The organism is Faecalibacterium sp. PGM34 (genome assembly GCF_054456555.1).
In genome coordinates, this window is sequence record NZ_CM136898.1 from 167374 (window position 1) to 184231 (window position 16858).

16 protein-coding genes, 1 tRNA gene and 1 riboswitch are annotated in these 16858 nt (G+C 58.5%); of the genes, 6 read left to right on the plus strand and 11 right to left on the minus strand.

Annotated features, from left to right (window positions below; genetic code table 11):
* Positions 1-58: 58 nt before the first annotated feature.
* The 7 genes from ilvD to rlmD form a co-directional block, all read right to left on the minus strand.
* Positions 59-1855: a dihydroxy-acid dehydratase gene (ilvD, locus tag ACXPUX_RS00790; protein WP_458829295.1), complete on the minus strand. Its 1797-nt coding sequence runs from the start codon at positions 1853-1855 to the stop codon at positions 59-61.
* A gap of 24 nt (positions 1856-1879) precedes the next feature.
* The gene (locus ACXPUX_RS00795; RefSeq protein ID WP_055186249.1) at positions 1880-2656 is read right to left on the minus strand and encodes an SDR family NAD(P)-dependent oxidoreductase; all 777 of its coding nucleotides are present in this window, start codon (positions 2654-2656) and stop codon (positions 1880-1882) included.
* A gap of 49 nt (positions 2657-2705) precedes the next feature.
* Positions 2706-3983, minus strand: coding sequence for a TRAP transporter large permease (locus tag ACXPUX_RS00800; RefSeq protein WP_458829297.1), 1278 nt, complete (start codon positions 3981-3983; stop codon positions 2706-2708).
* Positions 3980-4480 carry a TRAP transporter small permease gene (locus tag ACXPUX_RS00805; protein WP_458829299.1) on the minus strand — a complete coding sequence of 167 codons (501 nt, stop codon included), beginning with the start codon at positions 4478-4480 and terminating at the stop codon, positions 3980-3982. Before ACXPUX_RS00805 ends, ACXPUX_RS00800 begins: the two co-directional genes overlap by 4 nt.
* 16 nt (positions 4481-4496) lie before the next feature.
* Positions 4497-5522, minus strand: coding sequence for a TRAP transporter substrate-binding protein (locus ACXPUX_RS00810; RefSeq protein ID WP_458829301.1), 1026 nt, complete (start codon positions 5520-5522; stop codon positions 4497-4499).
* A 177-nt stretch (positions 5523-5699) separates the two neighbouring features.
* On the minus strand, positions 5700-6434 hold the full coding sequence (locus tag ACXPUX_RS00815) for a FadR/GntR family transcriptional regulator (protein WP_458829303.1): 735 nt from the start codon (positions 6432-6434) through the stop codon (positions 5700-5702).
* A gap of 108 nt (positions 6435-6542) precedes the next feature.
* Complete coding sequence (rlmD, locus tag ACXPUX_RS00820) at positions 6543-7970, minus strand: 23S rRNA (uracil(1939)-C(5))-methyltransferase RlmD (RefSeq protein ID WP_458829304.1); 1428 nt, start codon at positions 7968-7970, stop codon at positions 6543-6545.
* Between the two features lie 180 nt (positions 7971-8150).
* Here rlmD and ACXPUX_RS00825 point away from each other — a divergent pair, with 180 nt between their 5' ends.
* From ACXPUX_RS00825 to ACXPUX_RS00835, 3 genes are all read left to right on the plus strand, one after another.
* Positions 8151-9071, plus strand: coding sequence for an ROK family protein (locus tag ACXPUX_RS00825; RefSeq protein ID WP_458829306.1), 921 nt, complete (start codon positions 8151-8153; stop codon positions 9069-9071).
* A gap of 75 nt (positions 9072-9146) precedes the next feature.
* A complete protein-coding gene (locus ACXPUX_RS00830) occupies positions 9147-9608 on the plus strand; it encodes a DUF4430 domain-containing protein (protein WP_458829308.1) in 462 nt (153 codons plus the stop codon).
* Positions 9583-10122 (plus strand): hypothetical protein, encoded by a 540-nt coding sequence (locus ACXPUX_RS00835; protein ID WP_458829310.1) that lies wholly within the window; start codon positions 9583-9585, stop codon positions 10120-10122. The genes ACXPUX_RS00830 and ACXPUX_RS00835 overlap by 26 nt, the downstream gene beginning before the upstream one ends.
* Positions 10123-10205: 83 nt before the next feature.
* Here the strand turns inward: ACXPUX_RS00835 and ACXPUX_RS00840 are convergent, their stop codons facing one another.
* Entirely contained in the window at positions 10206-11477 is a 1272-nt protein-coding gene (locus ACXPUX_RS00840; protein WP_458829312.1) for a bifunctional folylpolyglutamate synthase/dihydrofolate synthase, read from the minus strand.
* Positions 11478-11566: 89 nt separating this feature from the next.
* Positions 11567-12079 (minus strand): folate family ECF transporter S component, encoded by a 513-nt coding sequence (locus ACXPUX_RS00845; protein WP_458829314.1) that lies wholly within the window; start codon positions 12077-12079, stop codon positions 11567-11569.
* Positions 12080-12228: 149 nt separating this feature from the next.
* Positions 12229-12325, minus strand: a riboswitch (THF riboswitch).
* 202 nt (positions 12326-12527) lie between these two features.
* Between ACXPUX_RS00845 and ACXPUX_RS00850 the strand changes: the two genes are divergently transcribed.
* From ACXPUX_RS00850 to ACXPUX_RS00860, 3 genes are all read left to right on the plus strand, one after another.
* On the plus strand, positions 12528-14222 hold the full coding sequence (locus ACXPUX_RS00850; protein WP_458829316.1) for a M3 family oligoendopeptidase: 1695 nt from the start codon (positions 12528-12530) through the stop codon (positions 14220-14222).
* 115 nt (positions 14223-14337) lie between these two features.
* Complete coding sequence (locus ACXPUX_RS00855; RefSeq protein WP_458829318.1) at positions 14338-15006, plus strand: hypothetical protein; 669 nt, start codon at positions 14338-14340, stop codon at positions 15004-15006.
* 128 nt (positions 15007-15134) lie between these two features.
* Positions 15135-15210 (plus strand) — tRNA-Thr (locus ACXPUX_RS00860).
* A gap of 99 nt (positions 15211-15309) precedes the next feature.
* Here the strand turns inward: ACXPUX_RS00860 and ACXPUX_RS00865 are convergent.
* Complete coding sequence (locus ACXPUX_RS00865) at positions 15310-16143, minus strand: hypothetical protein (RefSeq protein WP_458829320.1); 834 nt, start codon at positions 16141-16143, stop codon at positions 15310-15312.
* On the minus strand, positions 16127-16852 hold the full coding sequence (locus tag ACXPUX_RS00870; RefSeq protein WP_458829322.1) for a hypothetical protein: 726 nt from the start codon (positions 16850-16852) through the stop codon (positions 16127-16129). The genes ACXPUX_RS00865 and ACXPUX_RS00870 overlap by 17 nt, the downstream gene beginning before the upstream one ends.
* Positions 16853-16858 lie beyond the last annotated feature (6 nt).

Sequence of the window (16858 nt, forward strand, 5' to 3'; positions counted from 1 at the left end):
ACTGTCCGGGCTGTTTCAGCAAAGCAGTATATTAAGAAGATGGAGAAAATATCGTTTTTTAGTCCTCGAAAGCCATGTATGCACCCTTCATGGGGCTGACGGCGTGCTGAGAGTAGAGCTTCAGCAGACCCTTGGTGTACTTGGGAGCCTTGGGCTTCCAGTTGGCGCGGCGCTCGGCAAGGATGGCGTCCATCTCCTCGGGGGTCTTGGGCTCGCCCTTCACACCCACGATGGCCAGCTTGCGGTTATGCACATCGATCTGGATCAGGTCGTCCGGCTCTACCAGTGCGATGGGTCCGCCCACCGCAGCCTCCGGGCTGACATGGCCGATGACCGGGCCGCGGCTTGCGCCGGAGAAGCGGCCGTCGGTGATCAGCGCTACGCTGGAAGCCAGCTTCGGGTCGGCGCAGATGGCCTCGCCGGTGTAGAACATCTCGGGCATACCGCTGCCGCGCGGGCCCTCGTAGCGGATAAAGATGGCGTCGCCGGGCTTTACCTCGCCGTGCAGCACAGCGGCGATGCACGCCTCCTCGCTGTCGTAGGGCTTGGCGCGCAGGGTGGCTTCGAACATATTCTTGGGGCAGGCGGTGTGCTTGATGACGCAGCCCTCCGGGGCAAGATTGCCCTTCAGGATGGCGATGCTGCCGTCGGTGCCCTTGGCGTGATCAAAGCTATGGATGATATCCTCGCGGCTGACCGGACGGGCAAAACCGGCGGTCTTTTCTGCCAGAATGGCATCGCAGTGCTGGTAGAAGCCGTTCTTCTTCAGCTCTTCCAGATTCTCGCCCAGCGTCTTGCCGGTGACGGTCATCACGTCCAGATGCAGCATGGACTTGATCTCCTCCATCACCCGGGGCACGCCGCCTGCGTAGTAGAAGTACTGTGCGGGCCAATCGCCGGAGGGGCGGATGTTCAGCAGGTAGTGTGCGCCGCGGTGCATCCGGTCAAAGGTGTCGGCGTCGATCTCAATGCCGAACTCGTGGGCGATGGCGGGCAGGTGCATGGTGGCGTTGGTAGAGCCGGAGATGGCGGCGTGCACCATGATGGCGTTCTCAAAGCTCTTCTTTGTCACGATATCCTTGGCGGTGATGCCCTTCTTGACCAGCTCCATCAGCTGCTTGCCGGCATCGTAGGCGGCCTGCTTCAGCTCCGGGGCGGTGGCGGGCATCAGGGCGGTGCCCGGCAGCATCAGACCCAGTGCCTCAGCCATGATCTGCATGGTGGAAGCAGTGCCCATGAAGGAGCAAGCACCGCAGCTGGGACAGGCGTTGTGCTTGTAGTAGTCCAGCTGGCTGTTGGGGATGACGCCGGTCTTTTCCCATGCATCAAACTTGCCGATCTGCTCCAGCGTCAGCAGCTCGTTGATGGCACAGGCAGGGTCGCTGACCACATATTCCTTGGGCAGGGTGTGAGCTTCCATGACGCCGCCGGTGACCACGATGGCGCTCATGTTCTTCAGGCGGCCGATGCTCATCAGCATGGCGGGCACGGACTTGTCGCAGCTGGCGATGAACACGCCGCCATCGTAGACGCTGGCGTTGGCCTGTGCCTCCACCAGATTCACAATGGCGTCACGGTGGGGCAGAGAGTAGTTGATGCCGTCATGCCCCTGTGCGATGCCGTCGCACATATCGGTGGCAAAGTAGCGGGCAGCCTTGCCGCCGTTATCGTTGACCGCCTGCACAGCCTCCTTGACGAACTGATCCAGATGGGCGCTGCCGGGATGGCTGTCGCCGAAGGTGCTCTCCACCATGATCTGGGGCTTGGAAAGATCCTCGACCTGCCAGCCCATACCCATCTTCAGCGGGTCATTCTCGGGTGCTAAAGTGCGGACGTTCTGTGAACGAAGTTCCATTGTCTTTACCTCGTCAGGAGACCGTTAAGATTTGGTCAGGAAGCCGCCATCAACAGGGATGGTCGCACCATTCAGGTAATCACTTGCAGAGGATGCGAGGAACAGGATGGGGCCCTTTACATCTTCAGGAGTGCCCCAGCGGGCTGCGGGGATGCGTGCGGTGCACTCGTCCTTGCGCTCCTGCGTCATGTTGGCGCACATCTCGGTATCCATGTAGCCCGGGGCGATGGCGTTGCAGCAGATGCTGTGATCGGCGCAGTCGGATGCGATGCTGCGGGTCAGGGAGACGATGGCACCCTTGGCAGCGGAGTAAGCGGGCACGGTAGTACCGCCGAAGTAGGAGTTCATAGATGCGATATTGATGATCTTGCCCACAGTGTCGCGGTCCTTCATGACCTGAATAGCCTTCTGGCACATAAACCAGACATGGTTCAAGTCAACATCGATGACCAGACGCCACTGCTCCTCTGGGAACTCCCACGGCTCATAGCGGCGCTGGATGCCGGCAGCAGGGATCATAACATCCAGCTCGCCGCCCAGATACTGCATAGCCTCGTCAAACATCCGGTCGATCTCACTCTTCTGGGACAGGTTGCCGGAGACGGCGTAAGCCTTGTAGCCCATGGCGTTGTACTCGTCCACGACCTTCTGCAGCTTCTCAGCCTGCAGGTCCATCAGGACGACCTCAGCGCCGTTTTCCAGCAGACCCTCAGCCATGCCGCGGGACAGACCCTGTGCGCCACCGGTAACGATGCACTTCTTGCCAGCAACACTAAACTTTTCCATGTAATTGAAACTCATGATAAATGCCCTCTTTCTGTTATTTTAAAGATGATTTGTTTTCAAACGATCAGTGGATCAGGAATGTGCAGAATGTTTCCGAGAATACGCAGAGGAAGAACACAGCCACATAGCCAATCAAGAACGGGATCTCGGCTTTGGCAATATCGCCCATCTTCAGGCCGGAAACAGTGGACGCAGAGAAGATATTGACGGCCACCGGCGGGGTCATGGTGCCGACAACGTTGGAGATACAGACGATCATGCCAAAGTGGATGACGTCGATGCCCATGCTCTGTGCGATAGGCCACAGCACCGGAACCAGCAGAACAGCGATTGCCGTGCCCTCCATAAAGGTACCGAAAATCAGCAGGATGATAGCCACGACAAGGCAGAACAGAGCCTTGTTCAGGTGCATAGCCACCACGGCATCCACCAAAGCCTGCGAAGCGCCGGAGAAGGTAAACACCCAAGAGAATGCGGTAGAAGCTGCAATGATGAACAGGATCATAGCTGCACTCTTGGCAGAATCCTTCAGAATAGGGATCAGGTCCTTGAAAGTCAGTTCTTTATAGATGAACAGACCGGCGATGGTTGCCCAGACAACTGCCACAGCGGCGCTCTCGGTTGCGGTGAGCAGACCGGAGTAGATGCCGCCCAGAATGATAACAGGGGTCATCAGCGCAGGGACTGCATCAAGGAAGATCTTCAGGATCTCTTTGCCGGTGTAGTGGATATTCTGCTTGGGCCAGTTTTCCTTCTTGGCAAAGAAGAGGACTTCTACCATCAGCACCACCATGATGGTGACACCGATCATCATGCCCTGCGAGAACATATTGCTGACCGATGCGCCCGTCAGAGTGCAGTAGATGACCATGATGATGGAAGGCGGGATGATGGGGCCAAGGCCGCCGGATACCACCAGCAGACCTGCAGTGCGGTCACCGGGGTAACCCAGATCGACCATATCACCGTACAGCATGGTGCCGATGGCGATAACGGTTGCCGGTGCAGAACCGGACAGAGCTGCGAAGAATGCACAGGCCAAAACCAGTGCCAGACCCATTCCGCCGCGGACGTTACCCACCAAGCAGTTCGCAAATTTCACGATGCGGCGAGAGATGCCACCTTTCGTCATCAGGTTGCCGGCCAATACGAAGAATGCAATGGCCATGATGGAGGTGGACTGCAGGCCACCGAAGATACGCTGTGCAATGACCGTGGAAGACGCTCCAAGATCACCCAGCAGCACAGCACTCAGGGAAGCGGTGCCCAGAGATACCGACACCGGCACGCCAATGATCAGGCATACAACGAATACGCCGAATAGGATCACAGCTGCATTCATACATCTTCCTCCTTTTTCTTAAAGTTCAGGATCATTTCAACAAAGGTCACGGTCTGCACCAGCAGGATCAGTCCGAAGGCCAGAACCAGAGACGAATACATAAACGACATCGGGATCTTCAGGACAGGCGTTGTCTGACCATGCTGCAGCTGCTTTGCCACCAGCTGAACACCGGCGTTCAACATGGAAAAGGAGAACAGTTCCAGAACGAGCTGCTTGACCAGATCCACGACTTTGCGGGTCATTCCGTGCAGCTTTTCGATTACGGCAGTCACCGCCACCTGCGTGCCGTCACGCAGGCCAACTTCCGTGCCAAGCAGAGCCATGAAGGTCATGCTGTAAAGCGCCAGCTCCTCCGCCCATGGCATCGAAACCTTGATGAAGTTGCGGTTCACCACCGAGGTGAAATAGCACAGGACCATGAGTACAAACGCTACGATCATGATGGCGTATTCCACTTTTGTGATCCATTCAAGGACCTTTTTTGTCTTTTTCATAAAGCATCCCCTTCTCTTAGACGGCTGCTTTTGCAGCATCCACAGCTGCTGCCCAGTCTGCATCGTAGGCAGTGGTATTTACCTTGTCGTAGGCGGCTTTCAGCTCCTCCAAATCAATGTCGTGGAAAGTAACGCCGACCTCCTTCAGGTTCTTGATGGCTTCCTCATTCGCGTCGATCAGGTACTGCCACTGTGCCTCGCAGCCCTCCTGCACGGCAGCAAGGAAAGTCTCCCTCAGGTCTTCGGGGATCTTGTTCCATGCAGTATCGCTCATGCACATGGGAATGTAAACAAAGCAGTGATGCGTGTTGATGACATGTGTAGTGCCTGCCTCGTAATACTTGTTGATCCAGCAGTTGGAAACGGCGTTCTCGCAGGCATCGATAGTGCCCTGCTGCAGAGCGGTGAACTGCTCGGAGGAGGACAGTGCGATGGGGTTTGCACCAAAGGAGGTGAAGGCGGTCAGCTGGCCTTCGTTCTGCATCACGCGGATCTTCAGGCCCTTGAAGTCAGCCATGGAATCAACAGCGCGGGTAGCAAATACATCGCGGAAGCCAGATTCCAGATAGCCGATCACATGCAGACCCAGAGCATTGGCCTTGGCTTGGATCAGCTCGCCCAGCTCATGGGTGACGGCGTAGTTTGCCTGCGCAGCGGTATCCCACAGAAAGGCCTGATCCAGAATGGTCATCTCCGGGATATAGTTTGCCAGCACCGAGTTTGCGCAGGACGCAATATCAAGGTCGCCCTGAATGGCCATATCCAGGCAGTCGCCCTCGCTGCCCAGCGTACCGCCAGCCTGAACCGTCATGGTGATCTGGCCGTTGGTAGCCTTTTCCACGCACTCTGCGATCTTCAGAGCACCCTGATAGTAGTTGGAAGAGGTGTTGTCCTGCAGGGACATGGTCAGCTTTACTGCACCACCTGCAGATGCACCGGCAGAAGCAGAACTATTGCTGCCGCCACAGGCAGACAAAGCGGCTGCGGCGCCCAGAACACCGGCGGCTTTCAGGAAGGAACGGCGGGAAATCAAAGTTTTCATGATGTTTCTCCTTTTCTTCTTAGTACGGAATCTGTTGTTCGGTCTCTCAGCTTGTTCGACGTGTGTCGTGCGACGTCATACGTCATTTGTTGACAAAAATATAACACCGCCGATAGGAACTGTCAACGGTGTTCTGTGGTTTTCTCTGTTTGCTACAATTTTAACAGCATGGTTTTGTCAGTTTTCCACAACAGCCTGCTTTGCCATGTCGATACTGTCCTGATTCTGCGCCACATGCTTGTACATTGCATCGTATGCTTTTTGGGGATCGCGGGCGCAGATAGCCTCTGTGATCTGCGTGTGCGTGCGGATGGTATCTTCCAGCAGCCGTTTGGAGCGGAAGTGGGTGTACATCTCAATGCTGTAAGTGATCACCGGCATGATCTCGGTAATAACACTGTTGTGGGTGCACTGGGCAATATAGGCATGGAACGCCTTGTCTGCCGCACCATGATCCTCCCCACTGCGGATGATCCGGGTAACCTCCTCACACCGAGCCTGAAGCTCCGGCATTTCTTCATCTGTGATGCGTTGAGCCGCCAACTGGGCTGCCCATGGCTCTACCCGGAGACGCAGTTCCATCAGATCCTCCGCAAGGGTGATCTTATCCTTTACATAGGCAAATCCCAAAGGGTCCTCGATCTGGCCGGTCTTTTCCACCACAAAAGTGCCCTTGCCGCGACGGACTTCCAGACAGTTCCGGGCCACCAACAGCTTTACCGCTTCCCGGATGGTTCCGCGACCGACATTCAGGCGTTCAGCAAGCTCAAACTCATTCGGAAGCTTCTGCTCCGGGCCGATGTTCTGATCAATGATCAACTGGTTGATCTGCGCCGCCACCTGCTCCGGCAAAGACTGGTTGGTGGATTTTATATGCTTCATGGTGGAAAGCATCTCGTTATTCTGCATCATTCTAGTCCTTCTTTCACATTGATCCAACATCCGACATCATACTTTCAGTATACTGAAAATTTCCTGTTCCTGCAAGAGGTTTCTGCTTTTTGTAGATAGGACTGCCTCTCATATCATCTTAAAATACTTCAGCGCCTCCCGGATGGCTCTTTCCTTCTCTGCCGGGCACTTGAGCCGCTTGGGGTTCTCAGCCTTAGGCTTGTTGTAGTTCTGCCGCTCCTTGATGCCGCATTTCTGCTTGACCTGTGCAATATAGAGGTCGCTCACGTTCAGACCGGTGTGCTCCTTGACGTACTCCCGGATCTCTTCATAAGTAGCCTTGGTCTCCGCAGCAGTCACGTCCAACTCATCCATCTTCAGGTCTACCGTGATCTTCTGGTAGATATCTAGTTTGGACAATGCACATACCGCCTCGATATGCTCCGTATGCGGGAACATATCCACCGGGGTAAAGTCCTCGGCCTTATAGCCCAGCTTTGTCAGGGTGGCAAGGTCGCGGGCGAGGGTAACGGGGTTGCAGCTGACATAGACCACCCGCTTCGGGGCCATGCGCGCCACGCTGGCAAGGAATTCCGGGGTAGAGCCCTCGCGCGGGGGGTCCATAAAGATGACGTCTGCCTTCTCCCCTGCTGCGGCTGCCTCGCGGATCCAGCGGGTGGCGTCGGCGGCAAAGAAGCGGGCGTTCTTTACGCCGTTATGCCTTGCGTTGCCAATGGCATCCTGCACGGCGTCCCGGTTCAGCTCCACGCCCACCACCTGCTTTGCATGGTCGGCGGCGGTCAGACCGATGGTGCCGATGCCGCAGTAGGCGTCCAGCACTACCTCTTTGCCGGTCAGCTTCGCGGCCTCCACCGCAAGGCCGTACAGCACTTCGGTCTGGGAGTGATTGATTTGATAAAAGCTGCGCGGGCTGATGGCGTAGGTCTTGCCGCAAAGGGTATCCAGAATAAACCCCTTGCCGTACAGCACCTTTTCCGCTTCGCCCAGCACCACGCTGGTCTTGCGGCTGTTCACGTTCTGCACCACGGTAGTCACAGTCACACCGCGCTGCGCAGTTTCCGCCAGCAGCGCCTTGACAAAGTTCTTCGCGCCCGGCAGCACCGGCTGCGCCGTCACCAGCACCACCATCACCTGCCCGGTGGCTACGCCCCGCCGCAGCAAACAGTGGCGCACAAGGCCGGTGCCCTTGTCCTCATCGTAGGGCTGGTAGCGGCAGGCGTTGGCGGCAGACCGCACCGCCTGCATCGTCTTGTCCAGCACCTCGTCCTGCAGCAGACAGCTTTCCACCGGCAGCACCTTGTGGCTGTTTGCCGCATAGATGCCGGAGGTCAGTTTTCCACCCCAGCCGGGGGCAAAGGTGGAGATCACCTTGTTGCGGTAGTGGTAAGGCTGCTCCATGCCCCGGATGGGGTGCACCGGGCCGTATTTGCCCAAAAGAGCACGCACTTTTTCTTCCTTCTGTTTCAGCTGCGCGGCATAGTCCAGCCCCAGCAAGGGGCAGCCGCCGCAGTTTTTGGCACGCAGTTTGCAATCCATGGCAGTTTTTTCCTTTATATAGCAGATACTCTCTTTTCAGGATATCACAGGGCAGGGCGGATTGCAACCGCAAGCCGGTGCGTTTTTTGCAGTTTTCTTTTTTACCGCCGGGGCTTTACTTTCCCGTGATGATTTGCCATAATAGGGACAGAAAACGACCGTTTACGGGAGGGCTACAAGATGAAGGTCATGGTTTTTGATGTAGGCGGAACCGAGATCAAATACTCGGTCATGGATGAGCAGATGCACCGCACGAACAGCGGCGCGGTGCCCACGCCGCAGGATACGCAGGCGCAGTTTCTGGATACCATCTACCGGCTGTATGCGCCCCACAAGGGCGAGGTAGTCGGCATTGCCATGGCGCTGCCGGGCTTTGTGGACAACCGCACCGGCTATGTGTCCAACGGCGGGGCGCTGCTGTACAACACCGCTACCCCGGTGGGGCAGCTGCTGGCAGAAAAGTGCAGCTGCCCTGTCATACTGGAAAACGATGGCAAGGCCGCCGCCATGGCAGAGTTGGCAAACGGCGCGCTGAAAGGCTGCTGCAACGCAGCGGTGTTCATCATCGGCACCGGCGTGGGCGGCGGCATCATCGCCAACGGACAGCTGGTGCGCGGGGTGCACTTTACCGCCGGGGAGTACAGCTTTGTCAACACCAACGCCGAGGCGTGGGACGCCCCGGACCAGAACATGGCCTGCCAGTGCAGCACCAGCAATCTGCTCAAATGGTACCGCGCCCGCAAGGCGCTGCCGGAAAACGCCCCGCTGGACGGACGCAGCTTTTTTGCTGCCGCCAACGCCGGGGAGCCGGAGGCGCTGGAGGTGCTGCGGCGGTTCTGCCACGCGGTGGCGGTGCAGATCTACAACCTGACCGTTCTGCTGGATGTGGAAAAGGTGGCCATCGGCGGCGGCATCAGCAAGCAGCCCCTGCTGCTGGAAAGCCTGCGCAGCGCCTACGATGGACTGTACGCCTCCCGGGCGGGACAAGCTTACATGGAGGGCTTACCCCGCTGCCAGATCGTGCCCTGTGCCTTCAGCAGTGAAGCCAATCAGGTGGGCGTTGCCGCCGCATATTTTGAAGCCATGCAGAAAAAATGTTGATTTTCAGCCGGTTTCATGGTACTATATCTGCCGTGCGTTCTGCACGCAAAACACGAAACAAGGAGATTTTGAACCATGAACACTCTGCATAAATTTGCCGTTCTGACCCTCAGTGCTGTGCTGTCCGTCTGCCTGCTGGCAGGCTGCGGCGCTTCTGCGTCCTCTACTGCTTCCAGCACTGCCTCCTCCGTGGCTTCTTCTGTGGCCGCTTCCGAGGCTGTCTCTTCCGCTGCCAGCAAGGCACAGGTCACGGTGGAGTTCACCGTTACCGCTGCGGACGGCAGCGTTTCCAGCGTTCTGCTGAACGTGACCGATGGCGAAAAGCTGAGCACCGCACTGGCCGAGGCCGGGATCATCAGTCAGGAAGAAGCCGATGCAGGCTTTGTGACCACCGTGAACGGTGAGACCGCCGACTATGATAAGGATCAGGCATGGTGGTGCCTGACCGATGCTGCCGGTGAGATGACCACGGTGGGCGTGGCCGACATCGAGCTCCACGACGGTGACAGCTATGCCTTTACCTACACCAAGGGCTAAAAAGCCGGTGGCGCTGCACACCCGGGTGCTGCGGCTGGTGCTCAGCGGCCTGATGGGCGCACTGCTGGTGGTGAGCAAGCAGGCCATGAGCGGCCTACCCAATCTGGAGCCGGTGAGCCTGCTCATCATCCTGTTTGCGCTGGAGCTGCCCCGGGAGACGCCCGGTGCTATTACGGTATTCATTCTGCTGCAGGGCGTGCTGTACGGCTTTGGCCTGTGGTGGGTGATGTACCTGTATGTGTGGTATCTGCTGGCGCTGCTGGCATGGCTGCTGCGCCGCATGGACAACGCCTTTTTCTGGGCGGTGTTCAGCGGGCTGTACGGCCTGTGCTTCGGCGGGCTGTGCGCGGCGGTGTATCTGTTTGCCAAAACGCCTGCCTTTGCCCTGAGCTGGTGGCTCAGCGGGCTGAGCTACGATGCAATGCACGGCGTTGGCAATTTTGTGCTGATGCTGCTGCTCTACCGTCCGCTGCGCCGTGCGCTGCAAATGGCAAAAAAGCAGCTGCGGATCTAATGTTTTCTTTATAAAAAAGCAGAGCCGGACAGCCCGCGGGCTGTCCGGCTCTGCTTGTATTCAAAAATATTTTTTCTGCATCGTTACGCATTCAGGCGGGCAAAGGCCTGCCGGACATCGCCGGAGAAATACAGCGTACCCAGTGCGCACACCGGGCCTTCGCCGCCCAGTTCTTCCGCACGCGCTACACCGGCCTCGATGCTGTCCGCAGCCTCGGCGGTGCAGCCGTAGGCGCGGATATGCTCTGCCAGCGTCTGCGCCGGCATGGCGCGGGGGTTGTGCGCCGTCACGGTCACGAACCGCTCGGCCAGCGGTGCCAGCAGCGCCAGCATCTCGTCCACGTCCTTGTCTGCCATGATGCTGACCAGAAAGACGAATTTCTGCCCGGGGAAGCGGTCTTCGAGGCTCTGCACCGTGGCGCGCATCCCGTGGGCGTTGTGGCTGCCGTCCAGCACAAAGGCCGGGCTGTGGCGCAGCAGCTCAAAGCGCCCGGGCCAGCTTACCTGCTCCAGCCCGGCGCGGATGGCGCTTTCCGGGATGTTCCAGCCCTGCTGCCGCAGCACCCGCAGGGCGGTGATGGCCAGCGCGGCGTTGCGGGGCTGATAGCTGCCGATGAGCGGCAGACGCACCTCATCCAGCCCGTCAAAGCTGAAGGTAACTGCATCCAGATCTCCGCCGGTGATCTGCAGCTTTGCAAGATCCACCTCGGTAAAGGGGGCATTCTGCTGCGCTGCCACCCGGCGCAGCACGGCGTCTGCCTCCGGTGCACCGCCGTAGCTCACCACCGGGCAGCCCGGTTTGATGATGCCCGCCTTGGCAGCGGCGATATCCGCCAGCGTAGGGCCAAGTTCCTTGACGTGGTCCATGCCCAGTGCAGTGATCACCGCGCAGGCAGGCTTTTCGATGACATTGGTGGAATCCAGCGTGCCGCCAAGCCCCACCTCCAGCACCACGATATCGCATTGCTGCTGCGCAAAATAGAGCATTCCCAGTGCGGTGATGATCTCGAACTCGGTGGGCACGTCCTCCATGGCGTCGGCGGCGGGTTTTACCTGCTCCACCAGTTCCACCAGCGCCTCGTCCGGGATCTGCTGTCCGTCGATCTGGATGCGCTCGTTGAACCGGTTGATGAAGGGCGAGGTATACAGTCCCACCCGGTAACCGGCGGCTTGCAGGCAGGAAGCCAGCATCGCCGCCGTACTGCCCTTGCCGTTGGTGCCCGCCACATGGACGAACTGCAGCTTTTTGTGCGGGTCGCCCAGTGCAGCCAGCAGGGTGCGGGTGCGGGTAAGCCCGGGCTTATGCCCCGCCCACTGCACCGCGTGGATGTATTCCATTGCCTGTTCGTAGTTCATAGATACTGCCTCGATTCAAGGAATAATATTAAAAATTTCGGAACACCGGAGCGTCTGCCGACGCTCCGGTGTTCCATTTTACGAATCTCTTACTTCTTTGCCAGCTTCATCAGGCTGCGGTTTTCCAGCAGGATGCGCAGCAGCACAACGTTCACGGCGCTCAGGATGAGGGCGTTAGGGATGCGCACTGCCAGCGTTGCCCACGGATAGCCGTAAAACAGGCGCAGCGCCAGCGAGGTGATGACCATGGAGCCCACAAAATGCCCCAGCAGCACGCTGACTGCAAGCCGCAAATTTGTGGAAAGGCGGTTCAGCTTCTGCCATGCAAAGCCCGCCACTAAACCAGTGGCGCCCGCGCCCAGCGTGATGAGCGGGTTGATGGCGTAGCCCGCCAGCACACCGCCGATGATATCGGCCACTGCGCCCACCGCAAAGCCTGCGCCGGGGCCGAACACCACCGCCGCCAGCAGCACCGGCAGACTGCCCAGATTGAACCGGACGAAGCCGGTAGAGATGCTCAGCACCCGGCTGAACACGATGCTCATAGCTACCAGCAAAGCCAGCATGGTCAGGGTACGCACCGAAGTTTTTTTGTCGTTCATCGTAGTTGTCCTCCTTAAAAAGGAACAGCAGGCAGGACGCAAAAACGCCCTCCCCTGTGACAGACCGCACAAAGGAGGGCGTGAATTCCAACAACATTCACTTCCGGGCAAAAACCGCAGACGGCTCTCGCCTGCACCCAAGTCCATGCAGCAGCGGGATGCAGACCCTGCACCGCGGTCAATGCCTTCGTCCGCAGCACAACTCCCCGTTGATGCGGCACTTAACGCGCAGGGTCTTACTCTGTTGATGATGCCATTATAAACCTTTTTTTGCCGCTCTGCAAGCGCTTAAACAGACATCTTTGCCAAAGGAGCGTTTTTATTTTTGGCAGTGTTGTATAAACGTAGGACTTTTGCCCGCTTGTCTCCCTCTTTTCTTTTGGCGCAGAACGTGGTAAGATGAACACAAGATACCAAAGGGGGAACTGCCCCGGAAAGGAAATTTTCCATGAAATTCAGCGAAATGACCTATACCCGCCCGGACATCGACGCCCTGCTGGCACGGTGCAAGCAGCTGGCTGCCAAGGCCGCTGACGCCCCAGACGGCGACGCCCTCATTCAGGTGTACTACGAGCAGAGCCGCGCCTTTGCAGACTACACCACCGCCTCCCAGCTGGCCAACATCCACTACACCTGCGACACCCGCGATGCCTACTGGAAGGCCGAGCAGGACTTTTTTGATGCCAACGGCCCCGCCGTGACCAACGCCAGCGTGGAGATCAGCCGGGCATTTCTGGCAAATCCCTATGTGGATGCCCTCACCGAGCACTTCGGCACCACCTGCGTGGCCGGTATGAAGAACGCCGTGCTGGGCATGGACGACCGTACCGTGGAATTGCAGCAGGAGTTCAACGCGCTGGTCAGTCAGTACCAGCAGATCTACGGCGGCGCGCTGGTGGAGCTGGACGGTAAGCAGCTGACCATCCCCCAGCTGGGCCCCTACAAGGAGGATCTGGATCCCGCCGTGCGCCGCGCCGCCTACGAAGCCGAGGCCGGTTACTTTGACGCCCACCGGGACGAGCTGGACGCACTGTACACCAAGATCGTCAAAAACCTGAATCAGCAGGCCAAGGTGCTGGGCTATAAGGATTACAGCGAGCTTTCCTATGTGCGCATGAACCGCATCGGCTACGGTCAGGCTGAAATTCAGGCCTTCCGGGATCAGGTGGCAAGGGACGTTGTGCCCGAACTGCAAAAGGTGATGGCTATGCGCGCCAAGCGCACCGGCATCACCCACCCCACCTTTACCGATCTGCCCATCATCTTCAAGGACGGCAACCCCAAGCCCATCCCGGGCTATCAGGCACGCATGGATGCCGCCCGCACCATGTACCACGAGCTGAGCCCCGAGACCGCCAAGTTCATCGACTTTATGCAGGACAACGAGCTGTTTGATGTGGAGAGCCGCCCCGGCAAGATGTCCGGCGGCTACATGACCAGCCTGCCCAGCTACAAGGCACCCTTTATCTTTGCCAACTGGAATAACACCTCCGGTGATGTGGACGTGCTGACCCACGAGTGCGGCCACGCCTTTGAGGGCTATGTGGCCGAGCGCGACCCCAATGTGCCCGCCGATCTGGAATGCCCCGCCATGGAAAGCGCCGAGATCCACTCCATGGCGATGGAGTTCCTCACCGCGCCGTGGCACCACCTGCTGTTCGGCAAGGACACCGAGAAGTACGCCCTGCTCCACGCTGAGGACAGCTTTGTGTTCCTTGCCTACGGCTGCGCCGTGGACGAGTTCCAGCATATCATGTACCAGAACCCCGACCTGACCCCCGACCAGCGCAACGCCGAGTGGCTCAAGCTGGAAAAGAAGTACCGCCCGTGGATCGATTTTGACAACCTGCCCTTCTACGGCCGCGGTGCCGGGTGGCAGCGCCAGCTGCACATCTACGAGTGCCCCTTCTACTATATCGACTACTGCCTGTCCACCATGGCGGCCTTGCAGTTCTTCCTGCTGAGCCTTGATGACCACAAGGACGCATGGGAGCGCTACCTCAAGCTGGTGCGCCGCGCCGGTCTTGCCAGCTACACCGAGCTGATGCAGACTGCCGGACTGAAGGTGCCTTTTGAGGAAGGCAGCGTCAAGGGCATTGCTCAGCAGATGACCCGCTGGCTGGAAGAGCATCAGGTGGGCTAAAGTCGTTTCGTGACTGCGTCAGGGCGTTTCGTGTCAGTTTTCTTGCTTTTCCGCCGGGCTGCGGTATACTGAAGCCAGCAGATTCCCCTTCGAAAATGGAAAGGAGTACTGACTTATGAGATCTTCCCGTTTGTTCCGGCGCGTCATCGCCGGTCTTTGCGCTGCCGCCATGCTGTGCGGCGGCATGGCGGCAGCGGCTGCTGCGCCCGCACTGCCCGCCGCCCCCGCTGCGGTGGAAGCCACCAACGCTGCCCCCAGTGATGCCGAGCTCAAGACCGCTTTTTCCAAGTTCACCGTCACCTACGATGAGGAGGCCGGTGGCTGGGATCTTTCCTCTCCGCAGGAGCAGGCCAGCATGGCCAAAAAGTCCTGCGGGCTGTACCCCTATATGTTCGTGCAGGACGACGGCATTGCCTTCAACATGATCCTGACCTATGTGGGCAGCAAGAAGCTGGACATCAAGACGGTCAATGTGGCTGCCGATGACGATCTGTACACCTTCACCTGTGACGAGGAGTACGGCGGCGGCTACGATCAGGATCTGGGCTGCTGGTTCGACATGGAGCTGTTCCAGCTGAGCGATGAGGAGATCAGCTGGCTGAGCGAGTGGCTGAACGCCAAGAGCGTCACCGCCGTGTTCGTTGGCCGGGACGGCACCACCCAGAGCTATGCCCTGACCAAGGAGAACCGCACCGCCATTCAGGAGATGGTCACCGCCTACAACCTGATGCTCTCCTCCACCGTGGAGCAGTGCGAGCCCATCCTGACCAGTCTGGCAAAGTAAACGCATTTTACAGTGTTCCCGGAGCGTCTGCGGATGCTCCGGGTTCTTTTTTGCGCAAAAATATTATTTTTTGTAAAAATCACTTGCAAAACCGGTCAAGCTGTGCTATACTAATCGAGCTGTGATGTGCTGCTATAGCTCAGTTGGTAGAGCGCATCCTTGGTAAGGATGAGGTCTCCAGTTCGAATCTGGATAGCAGCTCCAGCTTAACCGCCCTGAAGTCTTAGGACTTCGGGGCGGTTTTCATTTATCCCTTCAGCCGCACTGCAAAAATACCGCCGCACAGCTGTGCGGCGGTATTTTTTAATCCTCATCAGGAATATTCTCTGCATCCAGCAGATACTCGGTCTCGGTCTGCTGCTCCATCTGATGCTCTGTCCAGTCCAGCTGCACAGCGCCGCTCAGGTCCAGCGAATAGTCCTCGGTATACAGCAGACTGCCGGTGTTCAGGCTGCTTTCTGCCGCGCTGAGGGCATCCCATGTAAAGTGCAGCTTTTCCGGCGGCACGGTGCACTGCTTTGCCAGTGCGGTCAGGGTGTAGCAGTCCCGGGCAAAGGCGGCGGCGCTGTCGTAAGGGCCGAACAGCTCCACGGTCAAGGTCAGGCAGGTATCCCCGGCGGGCAGGGCGGCTGCCTCCTGCAATGTTTCCGCCTTCGGGCCGCTCAGGTACAGCCTGCCGCTGATGTCCCGGATGGCGATATCCTGCGCATCCTGCTTGCAGGCGGTGTACAGCTCATCAATGGCCTGTGCGCTCAGGCGGTTCATCGTCTGCTGGTTTTCGCCGCTCACTTCGTCCCACAGCAGGGGCAGCATCGCCATGCAAAAGCAGCCCGCCATCAGCACCAGACAGACCAGCACAGACACAAAATCGTACTTCCAGCGGCCGGGGCGGGCGGCAAAGAAGAGCACCTCACACCCCAGCAGCACCAGCGCCACCGCCGGGGCAATTTTCAGGGTCAGCTGCACATCAAAGCCCGGCACAAAGAAATACAGCAGGAAGAACACGCCCGCCGCAATGAGGCACGCGCCCAAGGTCAGGCTGCCCACCCGGCGCAGAGGCTTTTCTGCGGGCTTGTGCTCCGGCGCGGGCACACTGCCCGGCTGTGCCGTCAAGGGGGTCTTATTCTGCTCGGCCATCGTCATCCTCCACAGGGGTTTCGTCCTGCTCTGCGCCGGTCACCGGCTCGCCCAGCAGTGCCGAAAGCTCCGGCATGGCAAAATGGGTGTCCGTGTCCGCGGTATCCTCGGCATCCTCAGCCTGCGGCGCAGCCGTGTAGGCGTGGAAATCTTCGGCTTCCTCGGTCTCCTCTTCAGGGGGCTGCTTGCCCTTTTTGTTTTTCGGGCCGCGCACCAGCCACATACCACACACGATCAGTGCCACGCAGACCACGATCTGCGGCAGGGAATCCAGCATCAGGTAGATGGCGCGGAAAACCGGGTTATCCTGTCCCCAGCGCCACATCACATCGCCCAGCACCCGCATGATGATGTTGTTGTAGAACACGATCGCGCCCAGCGCGATGAGCCCCCAGCCCACCAGCTTGTGGCTTTCGCCCATGAACTGGGTCATGCGGGCATCGTGCCAGTTAAAGTGCACCAGATAATCGTCCTCCGGGGCTTTTTCCGCCGCCAGCTGCGCGCGGAGGTTCAAGGTATCGAAAAAGCTGTACATATACACAACGATGCAGCCGACTACCAGTGCGTCCAGCCCCGTGGTGCTGCCTAGGATAATAAACAGGCAGAACATGGTGATGAGCGAGAGCCCCCGCTTCATATAGCCCTGATACATCTGCCCCGCACCGGGGATGCAGGCAAACAGCAGGGTCAGGATCCCGTTTTTCTTCATAATCAG